Source organism: Exiguobacterium qingdaonense (assembly GCF_018617855.1).
GTDB lineage: Bacteria > Bacillota > Bacilli > Exiguobacteriales > Exiguobacteriaceae > Exiguobacterium > Exiguobacterium qingdaonense.
Genome location: NZ_JACSKY010000004.1, coordinates 69,620 through 94,564 on the forward strand (window position 1 = coordinate 69,620; position 24,945 = coordinate 94,564).

The 24,945-nt window shown below is 46.9% G+C and carries 26 protein-coding genes; 4 read left to right on the forward strand and 22 right to left on the reverse strand.

Annotation, left to right across the window (positions count from 1 at the left end; all coding sequences use genetic code 11):
- Positions 1-214 precede the first annotated feature (214 nt).
- From KNP00_RS06655 to KNP00_RS06665, 3 genes are read left to right on the forward strand one after another with little or no spacing between them, the layout of a single operon-like run.
- On the forward strand, positions 215-637 hold the full coding sequence (locus KNP00_RS06655; protein WP_215143449.1) for a hypothetical protein: 423 nt from the start codon (positions 215-217) through the stop codon (positions 635-637).
- Between the two features lie 53 nt (positions 638-690).
- Complete coding sequence (locus tag KNP00_RS06660; protein WP_215143450.1) at positions 691-1,857, forward strand: DEAD/DEAH box helicase; 1,167 nt, start codon at positions 691-693, stop codon at positions 1,855-1,857.
- A complete protein-coding gene (locus KNP00_RS06665) occupies positions 1,854-2,498 on the forward strand; it encodes a hypothetical protein (protein WP_215143451.1) in 645 nt (214 codons plus the stop codon). Before KNP00_RS06660 ends, KNP00_RS06665 begins: the two co-directional genes overlap by 4 nt.
- Positions 2,499-2,520: 22 nt before the next feature.
- Here KNP00_RS06665 and KNP00_RS06670 read toward each other — a convergent pair whose 3' ends face one another.
- The 9 genes from KNP00_RS06670 to KNP00_RS06710 form a co-directional block, all read right to left on the reverse strand.
- The gene (locus tag KNP00_RS06670) at positions 2,521-3,627 is read right to left on the reverse strand and encodes a hypothetical protein (protein ID WP_215143452.1); all 1,107 of its coding nucleotides are present in this window, start codon (positions 3,625-3,627) and stop codon (positions 2,521-2,523) included.
- A 9-nt stretch (positions 3,628-3,636) separates the two neighbouring features.
- Positions 3,637-4,443, reverse strand: coding sequence for a hypothetical protein (locus KNP00_RS06675; RefSeq protein WP_215143453.1), 807 nt, complete (start codon positions 4,441-4,443; stop codon positions 3,637-3,639).
- Positions 4,440-5,120: an ATP-binding cassette domain-containing protein gene (locus KNP00_RS06680; protein ID WP_215143455.1), complete on the reverse strand. Its 681-nt coding sequence runs from the start codon at positions 5,118-5,120 to the stop codon at positions 4,440-4,442. The genes KNP00_RS06675 and KNP00_RS06680 overlap by 4 nt, the downstream gene beginning before the upstream one ends.
- On the reverse strand, positions 5,098-5,490 hold the full coding sequence (locus KNP00_RS06685; RefSeq protein ID WP_215143662.1) for a GntR family transcriptional regulator: 393 nt from the start codon (positions 5,488-5,490) through the stop codon (positions 5,098-5,100). Before KNP00_RS06685 ends, KNP00_RS06680 begins: the two co-directional genes overlap by 23 nt.
- A gap of 139 nt (positions 5,491-5,629) precedes the next feature.
- The gene (locus tag KNP00_RS06690; protein WP_215143457.1) at positions 5,630-6,220 is read right to left on the reverse strand and encodes a kinase; all 591 of its coding nucleotides are present in this window, start codon (positions 6,218-6,220) and stop codon (positions 5,630-5,632) included.
- A 50-nt stretch (positions 6,221-6,270) separates the two neighbouring features.
- The gene (locus KNP00_RS06695) at positions 6,271-7,956 is read right to left on the reverse strand and encodes a b(o/a)3-type cytochrome-c oxidase subunit 1 (RefSeq protein ID WP_215143459.1); all 1,686 of its coding nucleotides are present in this window, start codon (positions 7,954-7,956) and stop codon (positions 6,271-6,273) included.
- Positions 7,957-8,427, reverse strand: coding sequence for a cytochrome c oxidase subunit II (locus KNP00_RS06700; RefSeq protein ID WP_215143461.1), 471 nt, complete (start codon positions 8,425-8,427; stop codon positions 7,957-7,959).
- Positions 8,428-8,452: 25 nt separating this feature from the next.
- Positions 8,453-8,572 (reverse strand): cytochrome c oxidase subunit 2A, encoded by a 120-nt coding sequence (locus tag KNP00_RS06705; RefSeq protein ID WP_240542759.1) that lies wholly within the window; start codon positions 8,570-8,572, stop codon positions 8,453-8,455.
- A gap of 176 nt (positions 8,573-8,748) precedes the next feature.
- Positions 8,749-9,459 (reverse strand): Crp/Fnr family transcriptional regulator, encoded by a 711-nt coding sequence (locus tag KNP00_RS06710; RefSeq protein WP_215143463.1) that lies wholly within the window; start codon positions 9,457-9,459, stop codon positions 8,749-8,751.
- Positions 9,460-9,631: 172 nt separating this feature from the next.
- On the opposite strand from KNP00_RS06710, the gene KNP00_RS06715 reads away from it, so the two are divergent.
- Positions 9,632-9,844 carry a hypothetical protein gene (locus KNP00_RS06715; RefSeq protein WP_215143466.1) on the forward strand — a complete coding sequence of 71 codons (213 nt, stop codon included), beginning with the start codon at positions 9,632-9,634 and terminating at the stop codon, positions 9,842-9,844.
- A gap of 68 nt (positions 9,845-9,912) precedes the next feature.
- Here KNP00_RS06715 and KNP00_RS06720 read toward each other — a convergent pair whose 3' ends face one another.
- From KNP00_RS06720 to KNP00_RS06780, 13 genes are all read right to left on the reverse strand, one after another.
- Entirely contained in the window at positions 9,913-11,298 is a 1,386-nt protein-coding gene (locus KNP00_RS06720) for an aldehyde dehydrogenase (RefSeq protein WP_215143467.1), read from the reverse strand.
- 180 nt (positions 11,299-11,478) lie between these two features.
- Positions 11,479-12,609 (reverse strand): MFS transporter, encoded by a 1,131-nt coding sequence (locus KNP00_RS06725; RefSeq protein ID WP_215143469.1) that lies wholly within the window; start codon positions 12,607-12,609, stop codon positions 11,479-11,481.
- Positions 12,610-12,729: 120 nt separating this feature from the next.
- Positions 12,730-13,443, reverse strand: coding sequence for a purine-nucleoside phosphorylase (gene deoD, locus KNP00_RS06730; protein WP_215143470.1), 714 nt, complete (start codon positions 13,441-13,443; stop codon positions 12,730-12,732).
- Between the two features lie 15 nt (positions 13,444-13,458).
- The gene (locus tag KNP00_RS06735; protein WP_215143472.1) at positions 13,459-14,169 is read right to left on the reverse strand and encodes a response regulator transcription factor; all 711 of its coding nucleotides are present in this window, start codon (positions 14,167-14,169) and stop codon (positions 13,459-13,461) included.
- A complete protein-coding gene (locus KNP00_RS06740; protein ID WP_215143474.1) occupies positions 14,166-15,917 on the reverse strand; it encodes a sensor histidine kinase in 1,752 nt (583 codons plus the stop codon). The genes KNP00_RS06735 and KNP00_RS06740 overlap by 4 nt, the downstream gene beginning before the upstream one ends.
- A gap of 229 nt (positions 15,918-16,146) precedes the next feature.
- Positions 16,147-17,364: a M48 family metallopeptidase gene (locus tag KNP00_RS06745; protein WP_215143476.1), complete on the reverse strand. Its 1,218-nt coding sequence runs from the start codon at positions 17,362-17,364 to the stop codon at positions 16,147-16,149.
- 97 nt (positions 17,365-17,461) lie between these two features.
- A complete protein-coding gene (locus tag KNP00_RS06750; RefSeq protein ID WP_215143478.1) occupies positions 17,462-18,550 on the reverse strand; it encodes a PQQ-dependent sugar dehydrogenase in 1,089 nt (362 codons plus the stop codon).
- 37 nt (positions 18,551-18,587) lie between these two features.
- The gene (locus KNP00_RS06755) at positions 18,588-20,048 is read right to left on the reverse strand and encodes an MDR family MFS transporter (RefSeq protein WP_215143480.1); all 1,461 of its coding nucleotides are present in this window, start codon (positions 20,046-20,048) and stop codon (positions 18,588-18,590) included.
- Positions 20,049-20,111: 63 nt separating this feature from the next.
- Entirely contained in the window at positions 20,112-20,831 is a 720-nt protein-coding gene (locus KNP00_RS06760; RefSeq protein WP_215143482.1) for an ABC transporter ATP-binding protein, read from the reverse strand.
- The gene (locus KNP00_RS06765; RefSeq protein WP_215143484.1) at positions 20,824-21,621 is read right to left on the reverse strand and encodes a hypothetical protein; all 798 of its coding nucleotides are present in this window, start codon (positions 21,619-21,621) and stop codon (positions 20,824-20,826) included. Before KNP00_RS06765 ends, KNP00_RS06760 begins: the two co-directional genes overlap by 8 nt.
- A 2-nt stretch (positions 21,622-21,623) precedes the next feature.
- Positions 21,624-22,175, reverse strand: coding sequence for a nitrous oxide reductase accessory protein NosL (locus KNP00_RS06770; protein ID WP_215143486.1), 552 nt, complete (start codon positions 22,173-22,175; stop codon positions 21,624-21,626).
- Positions 22,162-23,346, reverse strand: a complete 1,185-nt coding sequence (locus KNP00_RS06775) for a right-handed parallel beta-helix repeat-containing protein (protein WP_215143487.1) — start codon at positions 23,344-23,346, stop codon at positions 22,162-22,164. Before KNP00_RS06775 ends, KNP00_RS06770 begins: the two co-directional genes overlap by 14 nt.
- Positions 23,347-23,492: 146 nt before the next feature.
- Positions 23,493-24,785 (reverse strand): ABC transporter substrate-binding protein, encoded by a 1,293-nt coding sequence (locus tag KNP00_RS06780; protein ID WP_215143488.1) that lies wholly within the window; start codon positions 24,783-24,785, stop codon positions 23,493-23,495.
- Between the last annotated feature and the right edge of the window lie 160 nt (positions 24,786-24,945).

Sequence of the window (24,945 nt, forward strand, 5' to 3'; positions counted from 1 at the left end):
TTAACTGTTATATTCTCTAATCCATATAATTTGAAACAGATGAATCCCCATTACATAAGGTTTTGATTTCATCTGTACTATTTTGATTGTTCTGTGACGAACTATACAGTTTTTGTGGTGATAAACCTCACACCAATCGGTTAGAACTTGAATTTTTGTGTCGTATCAGACACAATGAAAGCAGAACATCGTATAAGAGGAAGGGGTTCTACTCATGACGTATGAACCATTAACAACAAGCCACGCCTTTCAAGTCGGTGACCGCATCTCCTTGAAGGTCGACGAATCTGGTGAAAAGCGTGACGGTTTTATCACAGAATTTGAAGACGGAGGGTTTTGGATTCGCTTTGACGATGATATCGAGAATGAAGACTTTATCGATTATCGTGACCAACTACTCGCCGTACTTGTATCGCGCCCGATCGATGTCGCCACGACACATCCGGAACTAGAGCCGTACGAGCAGATGACGGCCGAGTTACAGTATCGTGTCTATCAAGGATTCACGATTGAGAAAGTTGAAATGACAGCAGAAGGGGCGGACGCCCACATCCAACTCATCGAAGACGGTCAAACGTATACTCAGACGTTACGCTCTTCAGTGGAAGATGGTAAGGAGCATGTTCGCTATATTTGACGAGGGAGCGCTTTCGCTTCCTTTGTTTTTGCCTAAAGATAAGGAGACAAATTATGAATTTTACAAAACCTTTTATTAACGAAACGTGGGAACGGATGGGCTTTAATGAGCCGATGCCGGTTCAAAAAGAAGCGTTTCCCCTACTATTGGATGGAAAAGACGTGACAATCGAGGCGCCGACCGGTACCGGTAAAACGCTCGCCTATTTACTCCCGGCCATTGAAAAGATTGATTCAGCGAACGACCGCATCCAAGTCGTCATCGTTGCCCCGACGCGTGAACTCGTCATGCAGATCCAACAAGTCGCACAACGTTTCACTGAAAAAGGTGACGTCCGCATCGGTTCGTTCATCGGCGGTGTCGAACTGAAACGTCAAATCGACCGATTGAAGAAAAAACCGCATTTGATTGTCGGGACGCCAGGACGACTCGTCGAATTGATCGACAAGAAAAAACTGAAGCTCCACGAGACACATACCGTCATTCTCGATGAAGCTGATCAAATCATCGACAGCGGTTTGACAGAGGCCGCAGAACGAATCATCAAGCATACGGCACATGAGCGTCAGCTTGCACTCGTCTCGGCAACACTCACCGATTCACTCAAAGAGTGGTCGGCACCGTTCATGAACGAACCGGCACATATCAAAATCGAACGTGCTGTCAGCGATCAAGTGACATACGGCTATCTGTTGACGACGCGCCGGTATAAACCGGAACTTCTCCGTCGTCTTTCACACGTCGATGGTGTGAAGGCACTCGCCTTCATCAACAACCGTTCGTTCTTGCCACCGCTTCGTGGAGAACTCGAGAAGTTGAAAGTGGACTACCGCATGCTCGACAGCTTGAAAGGGAAACGGGAACGCGTCGAGACGCTCCGTGAATTCCGTAAAGGCGAATACCCGCTCCTCATCACGACCGGTCTCGCCGCACGCGGTCTCGATATCGAGGATGTGACACATGTCGTCCATTTCGACTTACCGGAATCAATCGACGACTTTATCCACCGCTCGGGCCGTACCGCTCGCGGTAGCGCAGCCGGAACCGTCCTTTCTCTCGTGACGACGGACGATCTCCCGCACTTGAAATCATTCGCGCGTCAACTCGGTGTCGAGTTAAAAGAACTTGAGATTTATCGTGGCGACGTGATCGAGAAACGGATTGAGGAGAAGCCTCCTGTCGTAAAACGTCCTGCGAACAAGCGAGGACCGCGCCGATGAAAAAAGACCGGAAAGTAATTCCCTTCCCTTTGCTCGTCGAAGAGTCCGAATTGCTTGCCGAACTGAAAAAGTTGTATGAGCAAGCGGCTCTCGCACGAAGCACACAGTGGACGAACTATATTCAAGAGATCGCCTCGGAAGGGACGTGGCATTTAAAAGATGCCGAGCTCTTCCGCGATCTCTTCATTGATTGGGCCGTCTTCTTTGAAACGGACGAGGACGGCATGACGCCTCATGGTCGCTATTTGACTGACCACAAGGACGACATGTCACCTGCCCTCTATCATGCGCTCCGTGGACTAGCCGTCCCGCGTTGTAGCATCTTTGAAGTGACAGAAGACGGTCAGTTGAAGGACTGGGAGTCAAAAGAGACATACGCTGTTCAATTGCCGGAAGAACGTGAGACCGGTGACCTCGTCCTCGGGAAGCTACTCGACATCCGAGGCAGCTGGCGCTTCGGTTCGGCGTTCCTCGCCTTACCTGCGAAAATGTCTGGGAACGTGGCCGATCTTTATATCGACTTTACGGATGAAGTCGGTCCAGGTGCCTTTTTGGAGCAGTTCCCGGAGTTCTGTGCGGAACTGATCGACTTGTTGCTTGATTTAGAAGAAGGCGTCATCATACCGAAACCATCAAAATAAGCAAAGGGCCGCGGCCCTTTGCTTATTTTTGTCTGACGTATACATCAATCTGATCTAGCATCGCTTGCGCTTCCTCGTTTTCAGGTGTGACCGCCGCACTCGAGACTTGTTTTCCATCTTCATACACGTCGATGACGACACCGTCTTTCACTTGGCGCGTTTGGTAGAGACGACCGTTCGCATAGAAGGCGCGATTTACTGAGTCGAGAACTTTTCGGGTCGACTGCTTACCGGTTTCTAAATCAATGACAGTCTCTTCACCATCTGTATTTATTGTGAACAGTCTATTTTCGAAAACCGCATAGTCCCAAAAGTCTTGATTTCCTGCTAATTGAACAACCTTTCCCGTTTCCGTATCATAAGCAAACTGGCCCGGCATCGTAATTCCACTATAATACGTCTCGTCCCCTTCTCTAATTGTTTCATAAGCGTTGACAGCGACTGGGACATAGCGTGTTTCGGAGATTGACGGGGATTTACTTGTCTCATCAAAATAAGATGTCCCACTTACGTGCGTGATAAACCCATTATCCATCTTTATCTCATTGACAGTGACGTCATCCATCGTTTGAGTAAACGTTGCAAGCATCGTTGTTTCATCTCCATCATACCCGTTTCGATAAATCAAGTTTAGTTCACCCTTATGCCAAAATAGTCCTGACCACCAGCCTGTCAAAATCTCATAGATTTGACGATCCTTGGCATCGAACGTATAAGTCTTAATCTCCTTTCCGTTTAACTGGTTAAAGATAATAAGTTCTTTATTCCCATACTGACCTAGACCGACATAACCGTCTTTCATACGAATAGATTCTGTATACGTCATTCCGTTCATTAGTCGATGAACCGCTCTAGCGTCTCCTTTTAAGCGTTCTCGATAACGAAGTCCTTCGGCTATATAATTCAAATCCGAAGTGACGCGACTCTCATCAGAAGTGACTTCATACCTTTGGGAGACATCGTCATCTGTGTTATAACCAAATTCAACGACTGCGTCTTTCCAAACAGATGGATTCGAACTGATGTCTAACGCCCATTCTGCTTTCGGTTCTGTCGCATCGACAGCAAACGTTCCAAGACCAATCACGATGACCGCACCGAGCGCGGCCACATTCCACATTCGTTTCATCTTCTCACCTCACACATTCAATTTCGTCTGTAAAAAGCGTCTGCCTAGCCAAATCGTCACACCGGCCCATACGATTAACACCACACCGACATACATGATCGTCTCATCATAAATCAATCGATTCGACAAGAATGCGTATCCTAAAATCGGAATAGTCAAGATGACAACTAGGATCGATAAGCTAAGTACCGGTGACCAGATCGTGCGTTGCCAAAAACTCCGTTCAATCAACACAAATGCGAAGATAAACAACACGACGATATAAATAAATAATTGATGGATGACAAAGTTGACGATTGAATCAGGATACATCATACCCAATATTCCGTTAGAAGATAGGGCTTGTTCAAATGACCCATTCATCGGTATCATCTTCCCATCGAACCAACTCGTGAACGCTATGTATTGTAGCTTGAGGGCGATCCATTCGATGGCAAATAGCCCTAACGTCATCATTAGAATAGTAGCGAGTTTAGCGAAAAAGATGACCATCCGTTTTTGCGGCATTGTCAGGAGTCGGAGCATGAACGTCCCTCGTCCTTGAAAATCGCGATACCAGATCCATACGCTGTAAAGTAACATGGCTGCAACGGCAATTCCTAGTGACAAGAGATACGCCGTACCGCCAAGATAGTTCGCAAATGACATTTGATAGTCTGCGTCCCCTGCACGTCGTAACTGCTCGTACAATTGTGTCTCATCCCATAAAAAGTAGCCGAGATATCCAAACTGGACGACGAGAAGTCCTGCGACTAATATCAAGAACGGTTTTGTGACACGCTCGACTTCCCAACTCAAAAGTTTCAATAGATTCATGCCCCGTACTCCTCTCTCATCACATCGACGATGGACTTCCCGTGAATGAAACGGACATCCTCGACGTCAAACTCACGAACGATGCGTCCGTTATTCAACATGACCGCCTTGTCAATCAAATACTCGATATCCTCAATTTCATGTGTCGTAATGAGGACACCTCGGTTCTCCATGATTTCACTTGAGAACAGTTCAACAATCTGTTCTTTCGAAAAGACGTCGATTCCTGAGAACGGCTCATCGAGCAATAGATAATCCGGGTCTTGGGCAATGCCGAGCGCGAGGTTTGCTTTGGCGAGCGTCCCTTTCGATAGCTCGCTCAACTTATCTTCCGGGAATAATTTAAAATCTTCGACGAGACGGGCAAATAATGCCGAATCAAATGTCGGATAAAAATCTTTCATGAACGCCTCACATTGCTCGATTGTGAAGTGGATCGGGAACATCGCATGGTCGGCGACAAAGGCGACACGATTCAAATCGATCGGTTTCCCATCAATCAATACCGAACCTTTATCAAAAGGTGTCAATCCCATGATGCCTTTCAATAACGTCGATTTCCCCGTTCCGTTCAGCCCGATCAAGCAGGTGATCTCCCCTTTATTCGCTGTGAACGAAACGTCTTCAATGACTTGTTTTTTGCGATAGCGCTTCTTAACTCCCAACACTTCGATCATCATACATCCCCTCCTTGTACTGTCGTTTAATCTTCTCGACCAGCTCGTCTACCGAGACATCGAGTTCTTGAATCGCCTCCACAAATACCGCGACCGCATCATCTACAATCTCAGAGCGAATGTGTTTGAGGATGACGTCATCTGTCGTCACGCGACTCGGTCGATTTCGTTCGGTCGTAATCAATTGTTGGTCCTCCATTTCCTTGAACGCTTTTTGAACCGTGTTCGGATTAATTTTTAATTCATTTGCCAGCTCACGCCGAGATGGCATCTCATCCCCGGCCTTTAGTTCACCGAGCGCCATCTTCTTCTTGAAGTAGTCGACGACTTGTAGGTAAACCGGTGCCCTCGTATTGAATTGCATGTTCATCACCTTTCTAAGTGTATGACATGGTTAATACACTTTCTAACTGTATTATTAGCGTAATACACCAAGACGTCAATCATTTTTTCAAATTTTCTCCAAATAAAAAACATCTGACATATGCGTCAGATGTTTAAACGTTTAGTCAGAGCACGATATCTGCTCCTCTTTTCGGGTCGACGTGTTGAAGATACAAATCTTCTCCGGGCCAGTAACGGCGCTTGTATTTCTCAAGCCGTGCCGTCGGATCACCGAGGTATGTATCCCGGTTCAATACTCGTTCGTACCGAACTTCTCGGGGGCAATCGAGATAAATCACATAGTCGAAATAAGGTCGCCATTCTGGTCGTTGCAGAAAAATTCCTTCGACGACGATTATTGAAGCAGATGATACATCGACCACTTCCTCGACGATGACGTCTCGTTCATACACGTAACGAGGTAACGTCAATTCCGCCATCCCATTCCTTAAGGGACGGAACAGTTCGTTTTCAAGACGCGACACGTCCCATTGCAGTGCATAATACTCGGTCGGTTCAGGCTGTCCGGTCTGGTAGCGTTTGTCACGTTCGACGATATAGTCATCGATATGAAGAACGCACATACCCGGTTCTCCACCCAAATACGAGACGAGCGTCGTCTTGCCGGCTCCGCTCAATCCGTCAATCGCCACCACAAATGGCCGAGCGCCCGAGTAGGTCGAATGCGCTGTACGAATCACGTCTAATGCGTTCATATCGTTCCTCCCCATACAAAAAGTCAGCTCACGCATGAGCTGACTTTAGTTTACCAGAGTACCCAACCACGCGCTCCAGGAGGTGCACTCTCAATCAAGTGCCAAATTGGAACCGTGTATGCGAATGCAATCAAAATGAACGTTACCGTGATCCACAATTTCCAGTTTTCGAAATAACGAGGTGTATCCATCGCTGCCTCTTCCGTCTCAGCGAGCGGGAATTCTTCTTCGCCTTTTGGAGCGAGGAACGACAAGTTGAACATCGAATAGACGAAGACGAGAACCGAGATGAACAGAATCGTTCCTCCGATTGCCATCATGACATGATATGGGATCCATTCACGTGTCAACGCATCCGAGAAGTAAGTCGCCGGACCCGTGCGACGCGGGTTCCCATTCAATCCTGAAATGTGCATCGCATACGACATGATGGCCATACCGACCGCCCAAGTCCCTGTTTGAATCAATCCAAGTTTGTTCATCGCCTTCGTCAACGTACGACCACGAAGGACTGGCACAAGCCAGTATGCCGTTCCGAAGAACGTCAAGGCGACGGCAGTACCGACCGTGATATGGAAGTGACCTGTGACCCAAAGCGTATTGTGCACCATCGCGTTCAATTGGTGAGACGCGTTGATGATTCCACCTGCACCGGCAGGAATGAAGAATAACATCCCGACGAAAGGTGCGAGGAAACGAACATCGCCATATGGCATTTTCTTAACCCAACCGAACAATCCTCTCGCACCGAGCGCACGACCACGAAGTTCAAACGTCGCGAAGAGCGAGAATGCTGTCATAAACGACGGAATGACAACCAAGAACGTCAAAATGACTTGAACGAACTTCCAAAACGGATCAATCCCTGGCTCTGTCAACTGATGATGGAAGCCGACCGGGAACGAGAAGAGTAAGAATAATAAGAACGCCATCCGCGCCAACGCATCAGAGAAGATCTTCCCACCGATGACTTTCGGCACGACCGTATACCAGACAATGTATGCAGGCATGAGCCAGAAATAGACGAGCGGGTGACCAAAATACCAGAACAATGTACGGGATAGCTCAATTCCAACCGTGTCTTTCCATCCTAGCGAAAGAGGTAATAGTTGAAATAAAATCGTTCCCGCAACGCCGAGTGTCGCAATGACCCATAGGAGCATCGTCATGATACTCATATATGCAGGAAGCGGCGGATGGACACCCGGATTGTCGCGTTTATAATCCGCATACATCCGAAACATCGAGAACGCGGCAAACCATGTACCGACGACAAATAGAACGAGTCCTACGTAAAACAGTGGATCTGCCATAAGTGGGGCATAGAATGTATAAAGAACAGTCCCTTTATTTGCAAGAATCATTCCAGTCACCATGACTGCACCAACAATCATCGTCCAAAAACCGAGCCAGGCGACGCGTGTCGGGAACGATTCAAAGCGACCGAACGACTTCGCAAGCAACGCATACAAAAGACCGATAATAAACATCGTCGTGAAGACGATTCCAAGCATGATTCCATGAGCTGTCAGCAATTGATAGTATCCAAAGATTTCAGGAATGACACCGGTTCGAATCAATGTTTGCATCAAGCCGGCCAAAGCACCGATTAAGATGGCGAGTATCGATACGAGAACGTGACCGTAAGCAAGCCTCGCTTCCTTTGCTCCGATACTCGGAACCGGAACGCCGCGCTCCATCTCCCATTGCTTCAGTTTAGAAGAGACGTCATTCATTTAGCCCACCACCTTAATTTTAGTCGACATCATATGATGCCCTGTGCCGCAATATTCGTTACAAAGAATTAAAAACTCGCCAGCTTCCTCGAATGTGTAAGTTAGTGAGTTGATATGACCAGGCACGACCATCATGTTGACCGGTGTTCCTGTCAACTGAAATCCGTGTACGACGTCAGGAGATGTCACGAGGAATGTGACTTTTGCACCTTTCGGAATTTCAACATTCCCTGGTACGAATGTGAACGCTTGTGCGATCATGACGAGTTCGTATTCATTTTCCCCAATTTGATGCAGTCCTGGTTTGTCGAACGGAGCTGTCTGATTCACTTTCGCCGGGTCGACCAAGTCAGCATCCGACGCAGGTTGATTTCCTGCCGCGAAAGCCGACACCCCGAGAACAGTCAAGAAGACTGCAAGTAGGATAATTCCAAATGTAAGCCAATATTTCTCAAGTTTATGAATATGCATGATGAGACACTCCTTTCCTGTATGTTTATCGAGTAACAAATAAGTAAAAGACTGATGACCACATGGCGATGATGACCCCCGCGACGATCATGACCGATGTGAACGTTCCTCTCAAATCTGGTTCTTTTCCATCTTTCTGTTCCATGTGTAAGACCCCTTTCGCTTGTTTTTCCACTCTTATTGTATGCAATCGCCCTTATGTTAATATGTGATATTTGTCACTCCAAAAGTGACAATCACATCAATTATGCGTAATTCCAACACACAAAATTCACATTTAGAAAAGCAACCCATAAAAAAACCGCCCTTTGTACAGGCGGTTTACAAACGGCATATTCCAGAGGGACACCCTTCACAATGACACAATTCTTTTAAGAAATCGACATCGTGAATAACAATCGATTTTGTCGTCGTCGTGATGACACTCTCTTTTCGCCACTGACTGATTAAACGATTCACCGTCTCACGTGGTGCCCCGATCAGTTGACCAAGCTCCCCGTCCGAAGGGTGACGAGGAATCACAATTGTGCCTTCTTCCTCTACCCCGTGCATGGCAGCCATTCGAAGTAACGTCGAGGCCAATGCTCCTGGCTTTCCATATAACAGCAAATCACGAACTTTCATTTCTGAATGCTTCCGCATCATCGATGTCCAACGCAAAATCTCTCCGGCAAAGCGAATATCTCGTTGCATGAGTGATTCTAACTCGCGTTTTGAAATCGTTCCGATCGCACTTTCCTCCGTTGTTTCAATGCTGTATGAACTTGGGAATGTCTCGGTGATGTCAAATTCTCCAAAGAAATCGTCTGGGCCATATACGAACATGACAAGCGGATTTCCTTTTTTCGTGATTTTCGTGAATTTGACAGAACCACTCTTCAAGTAAAAGAATTTATCACACTTTTCACCTTCCCAACACACGATACTCGCTTTTGGGTGATGATGAACCGTCATCATTTCAAGTAGCAGTTGCTTCGTCTCATCTGAAAATACAAAACTATTCGGTTGGGTCGTTCCGCATTGCATTGACATAGGTCTGTGCTCCCTCCACATTTCATTCGTCCATTCTATTTATGAGTTTATTATACAGGAGTGTGACAAGGAGTATCACAAAAGTATGTGACATTTCAAACAATCTTTTTAAACTATCTTTAAATGTGCAATCATATATACATGCAAACTCTAAAATTTGAGGAGGTAAAGAATGAATGTACTGTGGGGTGGCCTCATGTTTTTCGCGGGGCTGTTTTTGTTGGTTTCCGGATTTATGAAGAGTGATTTCATCATATACCGCCTATTGGTCAGTCGTTCAGAAATCCTTTGGGGTGAGAAGGTTCACGTAATGTATCAAGTAGGCGGCGGAATAATATTAGTTATAGGTATACTGTGGATGTTAGGATGGATATGGTCAAAATAACCAATTTTTAAACAAACGAGAGAAGAGAAGAAACCCAACACAAAGTGGGATTCCTCTCTTCTCTCGTTTTATCGTTGAATCAACCGAATTAATTTTTCAGCTGGTTTAAAGTTCGGATAGCGGACGGGCAAATCGAATTTTGTCGTGTTTTTCAAAATCGATTTGGCATGACTGAACGTTTCAAAACTCGTTCGACCATGATATGCCCCCATGCCGCTCTCGCCTACTCCGCCAAATGGAAGGTTTGGATTCGTCAAATGCATGATGACATCGTTTACACATCCTCCCCCAAATGAAAGATGTTTCATAACCGTTTTTTCCACATCTTTCGATTCCGTAAAGAGATAAAGAGCCAGGGGATGCGGCCGGTCCGAAATGAACTCAATCACCTCGTCAAGTTGACGGTACGGAATGACGGGTAAGATTGGTCCAAAAATCTCATCTTTCATCACATTAGCATCTTCATGAAGGTCCGTCATGACCGTCGGCGCAATTTTCAGTTCGTCCCGTTTCGTTTCTCCTCCGAATACATGATTTCCTTCGGTCAAGTAATGAGATAGACGATCAAAGTGCAATTCATTGACGATTCGTGCATAGCGTTTCGTTCCTATACCATTCCCAAACATCGCAAAGGCTTCTTGTTTGATGGCTTCTAAGAAAGCTTCTTGTTGTGACTCGTGTACGAGCACATAGTCCGGTGCGACACACGTTTGACCAGCGTTCATCCATTTCCCCCACGCCACCCGTTTTGCTGCAATCGAAACATTGGCGTCTCCGTGAACGATAACAGGTGACTTTCCACCAAGTTCGAGCGTGACGGGAGTAAGCTGTTCTGCTGCCGCTTTATTGACGATTCGACCGACTTGCGTCGAGCCCGTGAAGAAAATATAATCCCATTTTTCGTTCAATAGTTCTTGCGCCGTGTCTTTGTCCCCTTCAACGCTTGCCACATATCGGTCCGTGAAGGCGCGTTCTAATACATGCGTCAAGACACGTGCGACGTTTGGCGTCAATTCTGAAGGTTTGACGACCGCCGTGTTCCCTGCTGCAATCGCACCAATCAGTGGGGCGATTGCCAATTGGAACGGGTAATTCCATGGAGCTATGATTAAAACGGTACCGTACGGATCATACTGGATCTCGCTTTTCGTGCCAAGATGAATCGTTGTTCCACGGACACGCTTCGGACGCATCCATCGTTTCAACTCCCGTGTCGTCCGTGAAATCTCATCATAAATGAATCCGATTTCCGTCGTATACGCTTCCATCTCTGACTTATTCAAGTCTTGATGAAGCGCCTCTAATAAATCCGCTTCATAATGCTTGATTGATTCCTTTAAGAAAGTAAGCATACTTAAACGAAACGCCATCGATTTTGTCGCCTGTGTTTTAAAAAATCGACGTTGTTTTTGGACAAGTTCTTCAATCGTCAGTTGTTCAATCGGTGCCAACATGAATCTTCCTCCTTATGGTGTGCCTCATTCATTTCATCATATCAACTAAAACGCAACAGACCTATAAAAACGCTTTCATCAACAGATTATACTCTTCTTCCTTAAAATGTTTAAATGTTTAAACGTTTAACCGTAAGGATAGATTAATCGACTGAGTCAATCGTGTCAAAACTTTCGTCTTCATTTCAATGAACGGATACCAAAGAGAAGGCTCGCCCCCCATAAAATCATTCCGGTCAGTGTAAATTGATGCGTGATCGAAATGGGAAGACCACTTAAAAACGATGAACCCGCCACTGTCCCGAGAGAGAAAAATGCGTAAAACGCCCCATACGCCTTTCCGCGATTTTGTAGAGATGTCGATTGAATCAACAACGTGTTGATCGCGGGGAAAAGAATTGCGAACCCGACTCCATATATAGCAAGTACCCCGTACAGGACAGATTGAACATCTGCTTGTCCAATCAGCACTTGACTCGTCCCAATGATCCCGACACCGATTGCCGTCAACTTCGTAGGAGAAAAATGATCGAACAATCGGTTGGTCGGCAATAAGAAGAAGAGTACCGCGACCACCCCGAATAGACTGAGTAACGTTCCACTGAGGCGTGAATCATATCCGAGCGCCTGTACGTGGAGCGGCAATAAAAATGCAAGTGCCCCTTGAGAAAACATGAGGAAAAATGCCCCCCAATAAGCGCGAATCACTCTCGGATCAGGCCTCGTCGACCCTTCATCGACCTCGGGTTTCACTGGCATCAATCGATCATTGCGCATCGAAGCCACTGTCACAAGTAACGTGACCCATCCGAATAAAGAGACGAACAAGAAAACGGTCGGAGGCGACGTGGCACTCGCCACAATCCCACTAAAAGCAGGACCGATAATGGCCGCTAGTCCGACAAAGCTTCCGGTGATGGCGACTTTCTTCCCTTGACGGTCCGTCGCGGTAATGTTCGCAGATAAGGTGAAGGCGGCCGGGACGATGAGTCCGGCCATGAAACCATGCACACATCGGACAAAGAGCAGCATGCCAGGTGTGTCGACAAATTGATAGGATAATAAACTCAAACTTGTCAGAAACAACCCGGTGATCAAAACAAGACGTGGACCCTTTCGGTCGGTCCATATACCGGATAACACATTCCCAAACGTGTTCGTCAATGAATAGACGGCGATAGAAAAACCGGCGATAAAGGACGATGCACCGACAGAGACCGCAAACGTACTCATAATCGGTAGTTGGGCGAACAAATCAAAAAAAGCAAAAAATATGATGCCATATAGCATGAAACGTGATGAAATTCTCATAATACAGTTCCTCTTTCTCATCATCTTACCCTTAGTCTAGCTCGAGCTCCACACGTTTCATAGAGATGAATCGGTTTGGACACAAAAAATCCCTACAGCGACCGCTGTAGGGAGAATCGGTTAGTTCGTCACTTCGACTGCCGTATCAAGGGCGACACGAATCATCTCGTCAAACGTCGACTGACGTTCTTCTGATGTCGTCTCTTCGCCCGTCAACAAGTGGTCAGAGATTGTGAGGATCGTCAATGCGTTCACTTTATGTTTCGCCGCAAGCGTATAAAGACCAGCCGCCTCCATCTCAATTGCGAGGCAACCGAAGTCAGCCCACTTCTTAAAGTGATGGAAATCGTCTTGATAGAACTGATCAGCCGTGAAAATTTGTCCGACTTTGACTGGAATACCGGCTTTTTCTGCGTTCATATAGGCACGATGTAGGAGGTCGAACGTCGCTGTTGGTGCATAGTCCATCCCATTGAATCGAACACGGTTTTGTGCCATCTCGCTCGAAGCGCTCATCGCGATGACAACATCACGCACTTTGACATCTTCTTGAATCCCGCCTGCCGTTCCGACACGAATCAAGTTTTTCGCTCCGTACGACATGATGAGTTCGTTCACGTAAATCGACATCGATGGGACGCCCATCCCTGTACCTTGAACCGAGATTCGTTTCCCTTTGTATGTCCCTGTGAAGCCATACATGCCACGAACTTCGTTATATAATTCGACGTCTTCTAGGAACGTTTCCGCAATATACTTCGCACGAAGCGGATCTCCAGGAAGCAATACCGTTTCTGCAATTTGTCCTTCTTGAGCCCCAATGTGTACACTCATGTTTGATTTCCTCCTTTAAGCTTGTCGTTGTACTTGTTCCCGAAATTCATTCGGCGTAACACCGACTTGTTTTTTAAAGACTTTTCGAAAGTATTTATCATCCGAAAAGCCGACTGCTTGGGCGACTTCATAAATACGCTGTCTACTCGTTTCTAACAGGCGCTTCGCTTCGTTCATCCGAATCGTCAACACATATTCAGACAAATTCACGCCATACTGCTGTTTAAATCGTCGCGAAATGTACTCTCTGCTTAAGTAAAATCGTTCACTCATTCCTTGCAAACTCAGTTCTTCCGCAAAATGTTGTTCAATGAACGTCCCAATCTGAGAAATCGGATCTTCACTCGACTCATTCACCACGTCCGCTAACGCGCGTGCCAACGTATCGTTTAATACGTCTGGGTCAATCGGCTTCAACAAATAATCAAAGCTCCCGTACTGGATTGCCTGACGCATATACGAATATTCATCGTATCCTGTCAGGAGGACGAGCTTAGTGCATGAAGCGTGGTCATGTACCCACTTCATCAGCTCAATCCCGTCACAATGCGGCATTTGAATATCAGATAAAACCAAAACCGGTCTCTCCTGCTCAATGAGCGCCTGCGCTTCAAGGCCGTTCTTTGCCTCGAGCACCATCGTCACACCAAACTTTTCCCATTCACCGAGCAGTTTCACCGCTTCCCTTACTGGAGATTCGTCATCTACAATCAACACTTTCGTCATGACGCCACCCCTTCATACGTTGCCGGGAAACGCATCATGATTCGAAAACCGCCTGTTTCAGGTGTAGCCAACATAAATTCTGCCTCCCGATTATAGTTTAACATGAGTCGATCACGAATGTTTCGTAATCCTGTACCCTCTGTGTCATAAAATGTCGAATCACTTTGATCGATTCGTGACATGACCCGTTCCCATTCCTCCGGCGTCAACGAACGACCACTGTTCTCACAACGAATCACGAGTGTCGTCTCTTCCATCCAAATCATCACGTCAAATCGATTCGCCAATACCGAGCCGTCCCGTTCGAAACCGTGCTTAAAGAAGTTCTCAGCTAACGGCTGTAAAATCATTTTTGGAACAATGAGACCGTGTAGTTGTTCTGGCACGTTGACCGTCACTTGAAACTGGTTCGGAAACCGTACGTCCTGAAGACGAACGTATGAGTTCAAATGTTCAATTTCTCGCTTCAGCGTGACCATCGATTCTTCCGGATGCATCGTGTATCGCATCATCGAAGAGAGTTGTGCAATCAATCGGTATACCGTCTTGCCATCCCCTTTTAATGCCAAAGTGCCAATCGACTGCAAGGTGTTGAACAAGAAGTGAGGATTCGTTTGCGCCTGTAAGGCACGAAGTTCGTTCGTCCGATTCTCTAAGGCAAGCTTGTACTCCCGCTGAATCAGGTCATCAATCCGTTCAATCATTCGCTTGAACTGTCTTCCGAGTACACCGAGCTCATCATTTCCTAGTGAATCGAATGACACAGTCATATCCCCCTGTTCGATTCGCCAAATATTCGAGGTCAGCGTCTTGATCGGGGTCGTCAGTTTCATCGAGGCATACGTTGCTCCAATCAACGCCAAAATGAGCGAGATGATTCCGACGAGTAAGATGATGAATGACGTTCGTGATGCGGGCTCGGTCAAAAGTTGGTCCGGAATCGATTTGCCTACATAAAATTGTTGATGGTCGAACTCGAACGTTTTTGTAATTTGGTGATACTTCCCGTCAGTCGATACCGATGTCGGTTGAAACGACGAGGGGATCTCGCCACTCCCAAGATGAGCGAACACGCGATTGTCCTCACCTACGAACCATAAGCTTTCATCCGGACTATTTTGAAGAGAAGCCAACTGTCCGATGAACAGGTCTTCCGGGATATCGAGCGACAGAATAGCGAGCGGTTCGTCCGTCTCAATTTTATCGAGTCTGAAATGAAGTGTGACAACGTCTTCTTGAATCATGATCGGTCCGAAATCATGATAAGGGACGAGAGGATGCGAAGCTTCGAGTAACACACGACTCTCTGTATTGTTCAATAGTTGCTGTTGGATCGCGCTCGGTTCTTTTTTCGAACGTGGTGATACTTTCATTTTATATGCTGCGAATGAATCCATGTCTTCAAGCATCAATAGCTGAATTTGCGCTACGTCTTCCCGGGACAGATACATCGCGAGGAGCGCTCGACGCACTTCAATCTCCGTTTCTCTTAACGACAAGCCCGGGCCGTACTCCAATATGTCTAGTACGTCACGATCCGCGTATAGGCTCGTCGGCAAACGACTCAAGTCAGAGATGTAGCGTTCCATTTGACGCGTCCCCCTCTCGAGAGACCATTCCGTCATTTCAAGACCGCGTTCACGTTCTCGATCCTCTACATACCAAAACGAAATGATTGTCGCGATAATGACCGGCACGATGATCGTTAATGCAATCATTCCCGTTAACTTTGTCCGGATGCTCTTCACCGATATCCCCCCTACCTTTTGAGTATATCATGCGTTATGCAAGCGTTTGCAATAAACTCAAAAATTCCTTTCGTCATACAGAGATTCAATAACGAACAGCGATGCACTCAAGAAAGCGACGTGCCAAAAAGGTGACAAAGATAAAGGAGCGTCATCCACAGGTGGGACGATGCTCCTCTATTCAAGATCATTAGGTTTTCAGTGTCCTCGTCACCCAAAGAGTGTTCTCTTATTGATATGATTCCATCAATTCAATGATTTGTGGTCCGTGTCCCCAATCTCGTGCTACATCAATCGGGGTCATGCCTTCTTCATTTTCAATCGTCACGTCCGCACCATGGTCAAGCAAGAGGCGGACGGTTTCGCGATCGATGTCTTCATTGTAAAACAAGTTGTGAAGTGGTGTTTCCCCGTACTCGTCTTGAATGTTCACGTCAGCCACGTTTGCCAGTTCCGCTTCAATCTCTTCGTAACTCGCGTTCATGTACGTCAACTCTTGAATCGGTTCACCTAACTCGATTTCCCAGTCATCTTCCATGTTATCACTCATCGCCGATGCGACGATGTCAGATAGATCATCGTTCGTGACGAGAAATGCGAGGAGCGCTCCATTTCCGATGACAATCAATAGAACTGTTGAGACGATGGAAGCTTTCACGTATCCTGCCGTCTTGAAGACGGGTACATGTTCTTCACCGGCATACGTTGCAATCGCAGCGATACGTTTCGGGAGCGTCGGGTGTGTCGAGATCAACTCGCTATACTTGGCAATAAATCCGCTCTCTCGGCTCGCTTCGTGAAGATAGTGGGCTTCATTCACTTCGTTCGCGAGCGGTCCCCCAATCGCGAGTACGGTCAACGCCCGTTTCGCCGCTCCAAAATCTTGAAGGTGATAAGCTGCCATACGGTCGCACGTGTATTCACAAGCGCGTGAGTAAGCCGACCCTAAAAATGGGATGATGCTTCCAAGCAGGACGACCCATTGTTTTTGAACGTGGTTCCGACGAATGTGTGCCAACTCGTGCGCGATGACAAACTCGACTTCTTTTGTCTGGCCAGTACGTGTCAGCTCCACGACATCAGAATATAAGATGACCATGTTCTTTTGGAAGAATCGTGTGGCAAATGCGTTCAATACGCCACCTGCCTGTAGGATGTACACGTCTGGCAACAAACGAATGCCCATCTCGGTTCCGACGCGTTGCACCATTTCATGAAGTTCTGTGAACTGTCGAGCTGTCACTTTGACACCGTTCGTCCGAATATACCCGATCTGGATCCAGTGTGTGAAGAGCGAGAACGCTACGATTGTACCAATGATCCATAGAAATAAACCGAATGAAGCAACCGTCAACACAATCCCTACAATCAAGATGAGCACACTTGCTGCGATTAATAATGAGAAGTATACGTTCTCTCGCTTATGTATTAAATTAGAATGTTCCATCTGTTTTCTCCTTCTTTTCCTAAAAATACATGTCTAATTATACCTTTAATTCCAAAAGAGACAATAAAAAAATAGAAACTGACGGATTTGTCAGTTTCTATCGGATGACCACTTCATAAAGCTTGTCGTCTTGTGATTGCGGATTGCCTCGTCCGTCCGTATTGTTCGAAACAAAATATAACGTATCATCGTTTAACCACACATCACGAATCCGACCCACATCGTCAACAATCGTCGTCACTTGTTTCGTTTCTCGGTCGATGGCGACGAGCCGTTCGTCCCGAAGCGTTGCCATATACACGTATCGATTATCGGTCGCGATCCCGGATGGTGCCCAAGACGTTTCGCCCACCTCGAACCATGGCGTGACGAGACCGTCTTGCTTCTCGTTCGCCTCAATGATAGGCCATCCATAATTTTCCCCTGCTTCAATCACGTTCACTTCATCATGTCCGCTCGCCCCGTGTTCACTCGCATAAAGAAGTCCATCTATCCGACTCAGCCCTTGCGGATTCCGATGACCGAGCGAATAAATCCAGTCGGTCGGTTCGCCTTCCCCGGATAGTGGGATTCGCAAAATCTTCCCTGCCAAAGATGACTCGTCTTGAGCGAGTTCAGGCACGAGTGCATCTCCTGTCGTCACAAAAAGATACTCGCCATCCAGTAGTAGGCGCCCCCCATTATGGAAGCGTGCCCCTGGGATTTCATCGAGCAAGACACCCGTCTCTTCGAACCGTTCCCCGTCCCACGTCAATTCGACAACCCGGTTCTGCACGTCTCTCCCTGACGAACCATACGTGTGATACGCGTAAACGATTCCGCTCGACTCAAAGTCTTCACTCAACGCGATGCCGAGGAGTCCTCCTTCGCCAATCTCAAATACGCTTTCTTTTAAATTTACTTCAGCCTGTGTCGTACGACCCGAATCATCGATCACGGTGATCGTTCCGCCACGTTCCGATACAAACCATCCGTCCGGTGTGCGAGCGATTGACCAAGGAATATCCAAGTTTTCAACGATTGGTGTCACTTGTCCAATGTTAAGGTCCGACTCTTCAGCGATGCTCGATTCATCCGTAGTCTCAACCGATTCTTCTGAAGGCGGTTGTTCCGAGCCCTCATTTGTCGATTCTGGCGTACAACCCATAAGAAACAACAGTGTCACGATTCCAATTTGACGTTTCATGCCGGTTCGCCTCCCTTTCCTCTATCATACCCTTGTTTCAAGAATGTTGTGAAGGTTCCGGTCGGCGTGCTGGCAAGCGAGAAGCGATGACGAATGCGATGATTGCTGCAACCATCGCCCCGATGAAGATGCCATTCAGTCCGGTCGCAATGATTTGTTCTCCTTCCAACCGAACAGAGACATTCAGCGTCTCCGTCACACTTTGATTAAAGAAGTCTTCCAAAGACACTTCGGCTAACGAACTGCTTTCTTTAAAATCATTGAGTACGACGAAGTTAAAGACCGCTCCAAACACTGCAACACCGAGCGTTTGACCGACCGTACTCAAAAAGGAATTCGTCGCGGTCGCCGTTCCGCGTTGCTGATACGAGACCACGGTTTGCAGAACGACGATGAACATCGGCTGGGACAGTCCGAATCCGACACCGATCAATGCCACTGCACCGTATACCCATAAATCTGAACTCGGCTGTGATAAAAGCGTCAATGTAAAGGTCCCGATCACAAGCAGTCCCATTCCGACCAACGCACGACGTCTCGGCGACGCTACACCGAGCGTTCGTCCACCGATAATCGAGGTGAATGTCCACGCAACGGATAGAGGCATTAACATAAACCCGGCCTCGGTCGCTGTCTTTCCGAGAACAGCTTGTGCCCAGATTGGGATATAGGCTGACATGGAGACGAGTACCCAGGCTGCAAAAAAGACAGAACCATTGATGGCCGCAATCGTCGGTTGCTTCAACAAGTCAAATGGCAACAACGGGGACTTCGACTTACGTTCAGATAGGAAAAAACCACCTAGCAACACCATACTCATGATCGCACTCCAAACGATCGTCCTCGTCCATTCATTCGTTTCACTGAAGGTGATGAGCGCGTATAAGAATGCCGTCGTTCCCCCGGCAAACAAAAGCGCCCCTTTCAAATCAATCCGTTCACTCGTCTCGGTAACCGTTTCTTTATAAAAAACGATGATCATAATGAACGAAAGTAACGCGAAAGGCACATTTAATAAAAAAACGTAACGCCAGGACAACGTCTCAACTAAAAAGCCGCCGATGACGGGACCGAGCACACCCGATACACCCCATACCGCGCTTAAAATCCCTTGAATCTTTCCACGCTCCTCATATTTATATAAATCTCCGATAATCGTCATCGAAATCGGTAGGACCGCCCCGGCTCCGAGACCTTGCAACGCCCGAAAGACGATGAGTTGTTCCATCGATGTCGCCAAGCCACATAAAAGGGAGGAAAGGGTGAACAATCCGATTCCAAATAGTAGAACCCGTTTTCGCCCGAACAAATCTGCCACTTTTCCATAAATCGGTGTCGATACTGCTGTAAAGAGTAAGAAAGCGGCAAATACCCAGCTGACGAGTGTCGCTCCGTTCAACTCACTTGCGATGACAGGTGTCGCAACCGATACGACCGTTCCTTCGATCGCCGCTAAAAAGGTTGCCAATAAGAGGGCAACCGTCACGTTTTTTCTCATCCGTCCCATCTCCTAAAAAAAATAGTGGCGTCGGAAGGTTCCGAACACCACTTCAACTGTCTATTATTTTGTGCGAGCCACGTCCATTTGACAAGTGTCATCTCTCGATTCGAAAAAGAATTCCCTTAAACGTTCATAGGCGGCCTGTTCTTCTTGAACATATACCTTCCCGTTCATGACACCTGCTCTCATCATCCAAACTTCATCTGACAACATGGAGGCAACATCAAGTTGATGTGTTGAAAACACGATTGTCGCCCCTCGCTTCGCCTCTTCGCGTAACAAGTCTTGAAGCATACGTATCCAAACGGGGTCCAGGCCGTTCGTCGGTTCATCCAACAACAAGACGTCCGGTTCGCTCACGAGCGCTTGAGACAATAAGAGACGCTGTCGCATTCCTTTTGAGAGTTGCGCTACTCGTTTTTTCCTGTGCTCGTACAGGTCGACCCGCTTCAACATTTCAGCATTCGGACTTGCTCCCTGTAAAGTGGCGTAGTAGACAAATGTCTCCTCAACCGTCCATCCGTCGTCAAAAGAAAAGTCGTCCGGCATATATCCGAAACAATCATTGTATTTTAATCGCTGTTTCGGTGTGTATCCGTTCAATCGTATACTTCCTGTACTCGGTTCGATTGTACCGTTCATCAAATTTAATAGCGTTGATTTTCCAGCACCGTTACTTCCACACAATGCGATGATCCGACCTGGTGCAACTTCTTCACTAACCGGATGAAGTGACCACGTATCCCCATACTTTTTACCGACTTCTAAACAGTTAATCATGACGTCTCCCTCCGTATACAACCATCGAGGCAAGCCAGAGCAAGACACCACTCGTCGCAATCAAGATCATCCAAACAACTGCATATCCGCTCGGTCGACTCATCCAGCTCAACAAATCAAGATACACATCTCCAAAAACATCTGTAGACGCCACGGTCGCACTCGCCCACACCCGCATCAACTCAAATCCATTGATAAAGAGCGCGACAGTCATTGCGTTTACTTGCATGCCGTAAGGAATCCAGGAAATGATTGTGACGAGAATCGTCGGCCAAAGCAAGACAAGGACGACCCACGTTAAAAAAGCGAGTAAGATTGACCGGATTCTCGTCCGACCAAGTAGTCCGAGCAACGTGCCGAGCGCCGTTGCATAAACCGTCAATCCAACCGCATAGGCGAGCAGAGTGCCCCACGTCTTAAACGATTGATCGACGACAAGTGAAGCGATGAGAAATGCGAGCAACAGAATGAATATTTGCGTGACCAAAAATGAGCTAAACCGAATGAATAGTAACTTCCACTTCGGATAGCTGAACGTCGACAACAAGTTCAGTCGTCTCGACTCCCGCTCCTGTCCCCAATGGAGTGACGTCGTCAATAGCATGAATAAAGGAAGCAATAGACCGAGGACAGTCACAAGGGTAGAACCTACATTCGTGTAGTTCGCAGCTACTGGCAATGCTTGACCGAGGCCTCCAAGCAGAACGAGCGTCAGAACCCACGTCAGGAGAAATGCATAGTTTTCTCGTTGACGAAGGTTACGCGCCCACTCCATTCTCCATAAAGACACGATTAATGACCTTCTTCTTCTGTATCCATTTCACTATCATGGTCGTGGTTATGCTCCGCGTCTTCCCCATCCATCTTCATGTGGTGCATCTCTCCACGTTCCCATTCATGATCCTTCAACTCGTCAAAGTCCATCATCGTTCCACCGTTTTCATCTATATATTGTTCTGCATCCGTTTCTTTTGCGAATGAGATCATATTGTAAGCCATCGGTGTCTTAGATTCTTTATCGTATACGAACGACGCTTCGTCTAACTCAACCCAATCCAGTGTATTGTAGTCTTTCACATACATGGCTGCGATGTCATCCTCGTTTTGTTCTGGATACCAATCGCGCATCAAACATCCGATATCATCAAACGCATATCCTTTCTCATTTACCATGATTGCCTCGGCTGCGAACTGTTTATCCACGATCTTCATCTTACATACTTCACATTCTGTCTCCCCCCATTTGATTTCAAACGGTTCTGCCGATGCACTAGAACATGCTCCGAGAGCCAAAGATAAGCCTGCCACTGATAATAAGCCTGCCACTTGTTTATACGATTTCATGTCGTTTCCTCCCAATTATCCAAATGATTATCAATAATAAAAGACTGCTCAACTTCCATAAAGACCCTTCAAAGCGCCAAGTCGCTGAAAATGTTTTGGGCGACGGGTCTGTCAATGTGATCTCATCTGGACTCTTCAATATGTTCTGTAATAGAAGAAGACCAGGTGACCCGTACAATAATTCGAATGCTTCAGACGTGTCAGCCAATAGGAACATGTAAGGATCGGTACGGTATGGTATTTCACTGAACCCGTCCCTGTCCAAATCAAGCGTCAGCCCGTCCCAAACATTTCCTCGAACAATGTTTTCATGGGATTCAACCATCGTCACCGCTTCACGATTACCCAATAAGTTATTTTGAAGAACCGTCATCCCGCTCGCTCGTTTGAATTGAAAACCGATATCGTTTCCGTACACCTGATTTTGTTGGAGTATCGTCCCGACCGATTGTTCAGCATATATCCCGATGTGATTTCCAAAGACGTTCGTCATTTCAACGGTCGTGTCGACCGCCTCATACAACATCATCCCCATCGCGGATCCCCCGACTTGATCATGCACGTTTCCATTCTTGAACAAGACTTGGTTTGTCCCCATGATCATCGCACCCGTCACATTATGATGAAGCTCCGGGATTGAGATCACAACGTCGGTCGGAAACATCAAATGAACGCCGTAGCGAGAATGTGAAATGACCGGGCGAACGATTGTGTGCTGAGACCCATACTCTATGTAGATTCCATCGCGAACACGTTTCACGACAGCGCCAATTAGTTCTGCCGCTTGACTGTTCACCAATACGATCCCATCTGCCTGCATGTTTCCTGTCACAGATACCCGAATGGCGCGCACACCGTAACTCTCTTCAATCAAAACACCGATACCTGACGATTCGATTGACACATCGAACAGTTGGTGCCCGAGACCCGAGACGTTCACCACCGGTACTTGATCGCCATCACACTGTCGAACCGACACGTTTTCAAGGACGGCACCCGTTCCGCGCATAATAAAGGCTGGATGGTTACAACTCGTATACGTTTTCCCACGCCCATCAAAATGTTCATTCGATTCAATGACAATCGGCTCAGTCAAATAGATCGTCTCTTCTTCCGCATTCACGTGTTGTCCCCAACATATAAATAAAATACAAATCAATAACCGTTTCATGCCCCCTCCTCTTCACAAGCGCTTACATCATCCATTTTACTTAAACCCCTATAGGTATGTGTGTCATTTTTATGGGATTACTGTGACAATTTCTTCATAAAAAAAACACAGACGGTGAAGGGGTCGTTTCACCGTCTGCGTCTTGGTTATTTCACTTTGTCTTGCCACACTTTTGTGAAGTCTTGGAGCATCTCTTCACCAGTTTTTTGTTCACCGACATATGCTTGCATAAGCGCACCATATTCGTTTACAGCACCATCCGGATACTTGAACCAGTTCCAAGAGATGGTTTTCCCTTCATTCGAATACGCCAAAATGTCATCTGCGAGTGGTCCGAGGTCGTTCGCTTCAATCGATTTGAACGCCGGGATAAACTTGAACTTGTTGACCATGTAATCTTTCCCTGTATCCGATGTCGCCATCCACTCTAAGAAGTCTTTTGCCTCTTCTTTATACTTCGAGTTTTTATTGACGACCCAGTTGTTCGGGACACCGACCGGAAGTCGGTCCATCTTCTCGGCATCATCGTTGATTGGAATTGGGACGAAGCCCATCTCCATGTCCGGGTTCACGTCGAGGATCATCTGTTGCGCCCAGTTCCCTTGCTGGAGCATCGCTGTCTCTCCTTGGGCGAACTGCGTAACTTGAGTGTTATAGTCCGTCGTCAACGGGTTTTTGTTCCCATACTTGATTGTTAAATCAAAGAGTTTCAAAAACTGCTGGAACTGTTCATTGTCTTCAAATTTCGCTTTATTCTCGTTGAGCGCTTGGATGAATGCATCCGGATCATCTTGCTGTGCCATCGGGATATTTAATAAGTGGATGCCTAAAATCCAAAACTCTGCATAACCGACAGAGAACGGCGTAATGCCGGCTTGATCTAATTTTTCAGCTGCATCCGTCAATTCAGAGAGCGTTTTCGGTAATTCCTCAATCCCGGCTTTATCAAACAGCTCTTTGTTATAAATAAATCCGTATCCTTCAAGGTTCATCGGCATCCCGTATAGTTTATCGTCCATCGTCATCGGCTCTTTGGCGACTTCCGTCAAATCGCCGACCCATTTCTCGCTCGATAAGTCCTCAAGCTTATCTTTCCATGTCTGGGCTTCTGTGAATCCACCGTTATTGAAGATATCTGGTTCGTTCCCGGAAGCGAATTGTGACTTGAGGGCAGCGCCGTAGTCAGCACCACCGCCGACCGTTTGCACGGTCACTTTGACGCCAGTCTCTTCTTCATACTCTTTTGCCATCGCTTCAAGATCTTTCGCGATTTCCGCTTTAAATTGGAAGACATTTAACGTGACGTCTTTTTTGTCACCGCTATCCGCATTTCCTTCAGAAGAACCTTCGTCCGTGAGCGAGCCTCCGCCACAAGCCGCGAGTGATAAGACCATTCCAGCCGTCATGACCGCTGTTGATAATTTCCACTTCCGTTTCATCTCATTTCCTCCCTTAATCTCATCCATTCTTTACAAAATCAACTTTAAATGAAAACGCTTCCAATATGTAGGTGTCAAAATTGACGGATAGGGTGGAAAATGTTGCACAGAAAAACAGGACTCTCTTTTTGAGTCCTGTCCCGCTTTTCTTCATATTATA

What these genes read in the sequence shown, in the direction of transcription:
- KNP00_RS06685 (WP_215143662.1), bottom strand. Translation starts at nt 5,490, where the DNA reads ATGAACATGCAATTCAATACGAGGGCACCGGTTTACCTACAAGTCGTC.
- KNP00_RS06775 (WP_215143487.1), bottom strand. Translation starts at nt 23,346, where the DNA reads ATGAAACGGTTATTGATTTGTATTTTATTTATATGTTGGGGACAACAC.
- KNP00_RS06655 (WP_215143449.1), top strand. Translation starts at nt 215, where the DNA reads ATGACGTATGAACCATTAACAACAAGCCACGCCTTTCAAGTCGGTGAC.
- KNP00_RS06680 (WP_215143455.1), bottom strand. Translation starts at nt 5,120, where the DNA reads ATGATCGAAGTGTTGGGAGTTAAGAAGCGCTATCGCAAAAAACAAGTC.
- KNP00_RS06770 (WP_215143486.1), bottom strand. Translation starts at nt 22,175, where the DNA reads ATGAAATCGTATAAACAAGTGGCAGGCTTATTATCAGTGGCAGGCTTA.
- KNP00_RS06665 (WP_215143451.1), top strand. Translation starts at nt 1,854, where the DNA reads ATGAAAAAAGACCGGAAAGTAATTCCCTTCCCTTTGCTCGTCGAAGAG.
- KNP00_RS06660 (WP_215143450.1), top strand. Translation starts at nt 691, where the DNA reads ATGAATTTTACAAAACCTTTTATTAACGAAACGTGGGAACGGATGGGC.
- KNP00_RS06705 (WP_240542759.1), bottom strand. Translation starts at nt 8,572, where the DNA reads ATGGAACAGAAAGATGGAAAAGAACCAGATTTGAGAGGAACGTTCACA.
- KNP00_RS06720 (WP_215143467.1), bottom strand. Translation starts at nt 11,298, where the DNA reads ATGTTGGCACCGATTGAACAACTGACGATTGAAGAACTTGTCCAAAAA.
- KNP00_RS06715 (WP_215143466.1), top strand. Translation starts at nt 9,632, where the DNA reads ATGAATGTACTGTGGGGTGGCCTCATGTTTTTCGCGGGGCTGTTTTTG.
- KNP00_RS06750 (WP_215143478.1), bottom strand. Translation starts at nt 18,550, where the DNA reads ATGAAACGTCAAATTGGAATCGTGACACTGTTGTTTCTTATGGGTTGT.
- KNP00_RS06780 (WP_215143488.1), bottom strand. Translation starts at nt 24,785, where the DNA reads ATGAAACGGAAGTGGAAATTATCAACAGCGGTCATGACGGCTGGAATG.
- KNP00_RS06725 (WP_215143469.1), bottom strand. Translation starts at nt 12,609, where the DNA reads ATGAGAATTTCATCACGTTTCATGCTATATGGCATCATATTTTTTGCT.
- KNP00_RS06735 (WP_215143472.1), bottom strand. Translation starts at nt 14,169, where the DNA reads ATGACGAAAGTGTTGATTGTAGATGACGAATCTCCAGTAAGGGAAGCG.
- deoD (WP_215143470.1), bottom strand. Translation starts at nt 13,443, where the DNA reads ATGAGTGTACACATTGGGGCTCAAGAAGGACAAATTGCAGAAACGGTA.
- KNP00_RS06670 (WP_215143452.1), bottom strand. Translation starts at nt 3,627, where the DNA reads ATGAAACGAATGTGGAATGTGGCCGCGCTCGGTGCGGTCATCGTGATT.
- KNP00_RS06675 (WP_215143453.1), bottom strand. Translation starts at nt 4,443, where the DNA reads ATGAATCTATTGAAACTTTTGAGTTGGGAAGTCGAGCGTGTCACAAAA.
- KNP00_RS06760 (WP_215143482.1), bottom strand. Translation starts at nt 20,831, where the DNA reads ATGATTAACTGTTTAGAAGTCGGTAAAAAGTATGGGGATACGTGGTCA.
- KNP00_RS06745 (WP_215143476.1), bottom strand. Translation starts at nt 17,364, where the DNA reads ATGGAACATTCTAATTTAATACATAAGCGAGAGAACGTATACTTCTCA.
- KNP00_RS06755 (WP_215143480.1), bottom strand. Translation starts at nt 20,048, where the DNA reads ATGAGAAAAAACGTGACGGTTGCCCTCTTATTGGCAACCTTTTTAGCG.
- KNP00_RS06690 (WP_215143457.1), bottom strand. Translation starts at nt 6,220, where the DNA reads ATGAACGCATTAGACGTGATTCGTACAGCGCATTCGACCTACTCGGGC.
- KNP00_RS06710 (WP_215143463.1), bottom strand. Translation starts at nt 9,459, where the DNA reads ATGTCAATGCAATGCGGAACGACCCAACCGAATAGTTTTGTATTTTCA.
- KNP00_RS06695 (WP_215143459.1), bottom strand. Translation starts at nt 7,956, where the DNA reads ATGAATGACGTCTCTTCTAAACTGAAGCAATGGGAGATGGAGCGCGGC.
- KNP00_RS06700 (WP_215143461.1), bottom strand. Translation starts at nt 8,427, where the DNA reads ATGCATATTCATAAACTTGAGAAATATTGGCTTACATTTGGAATTATC.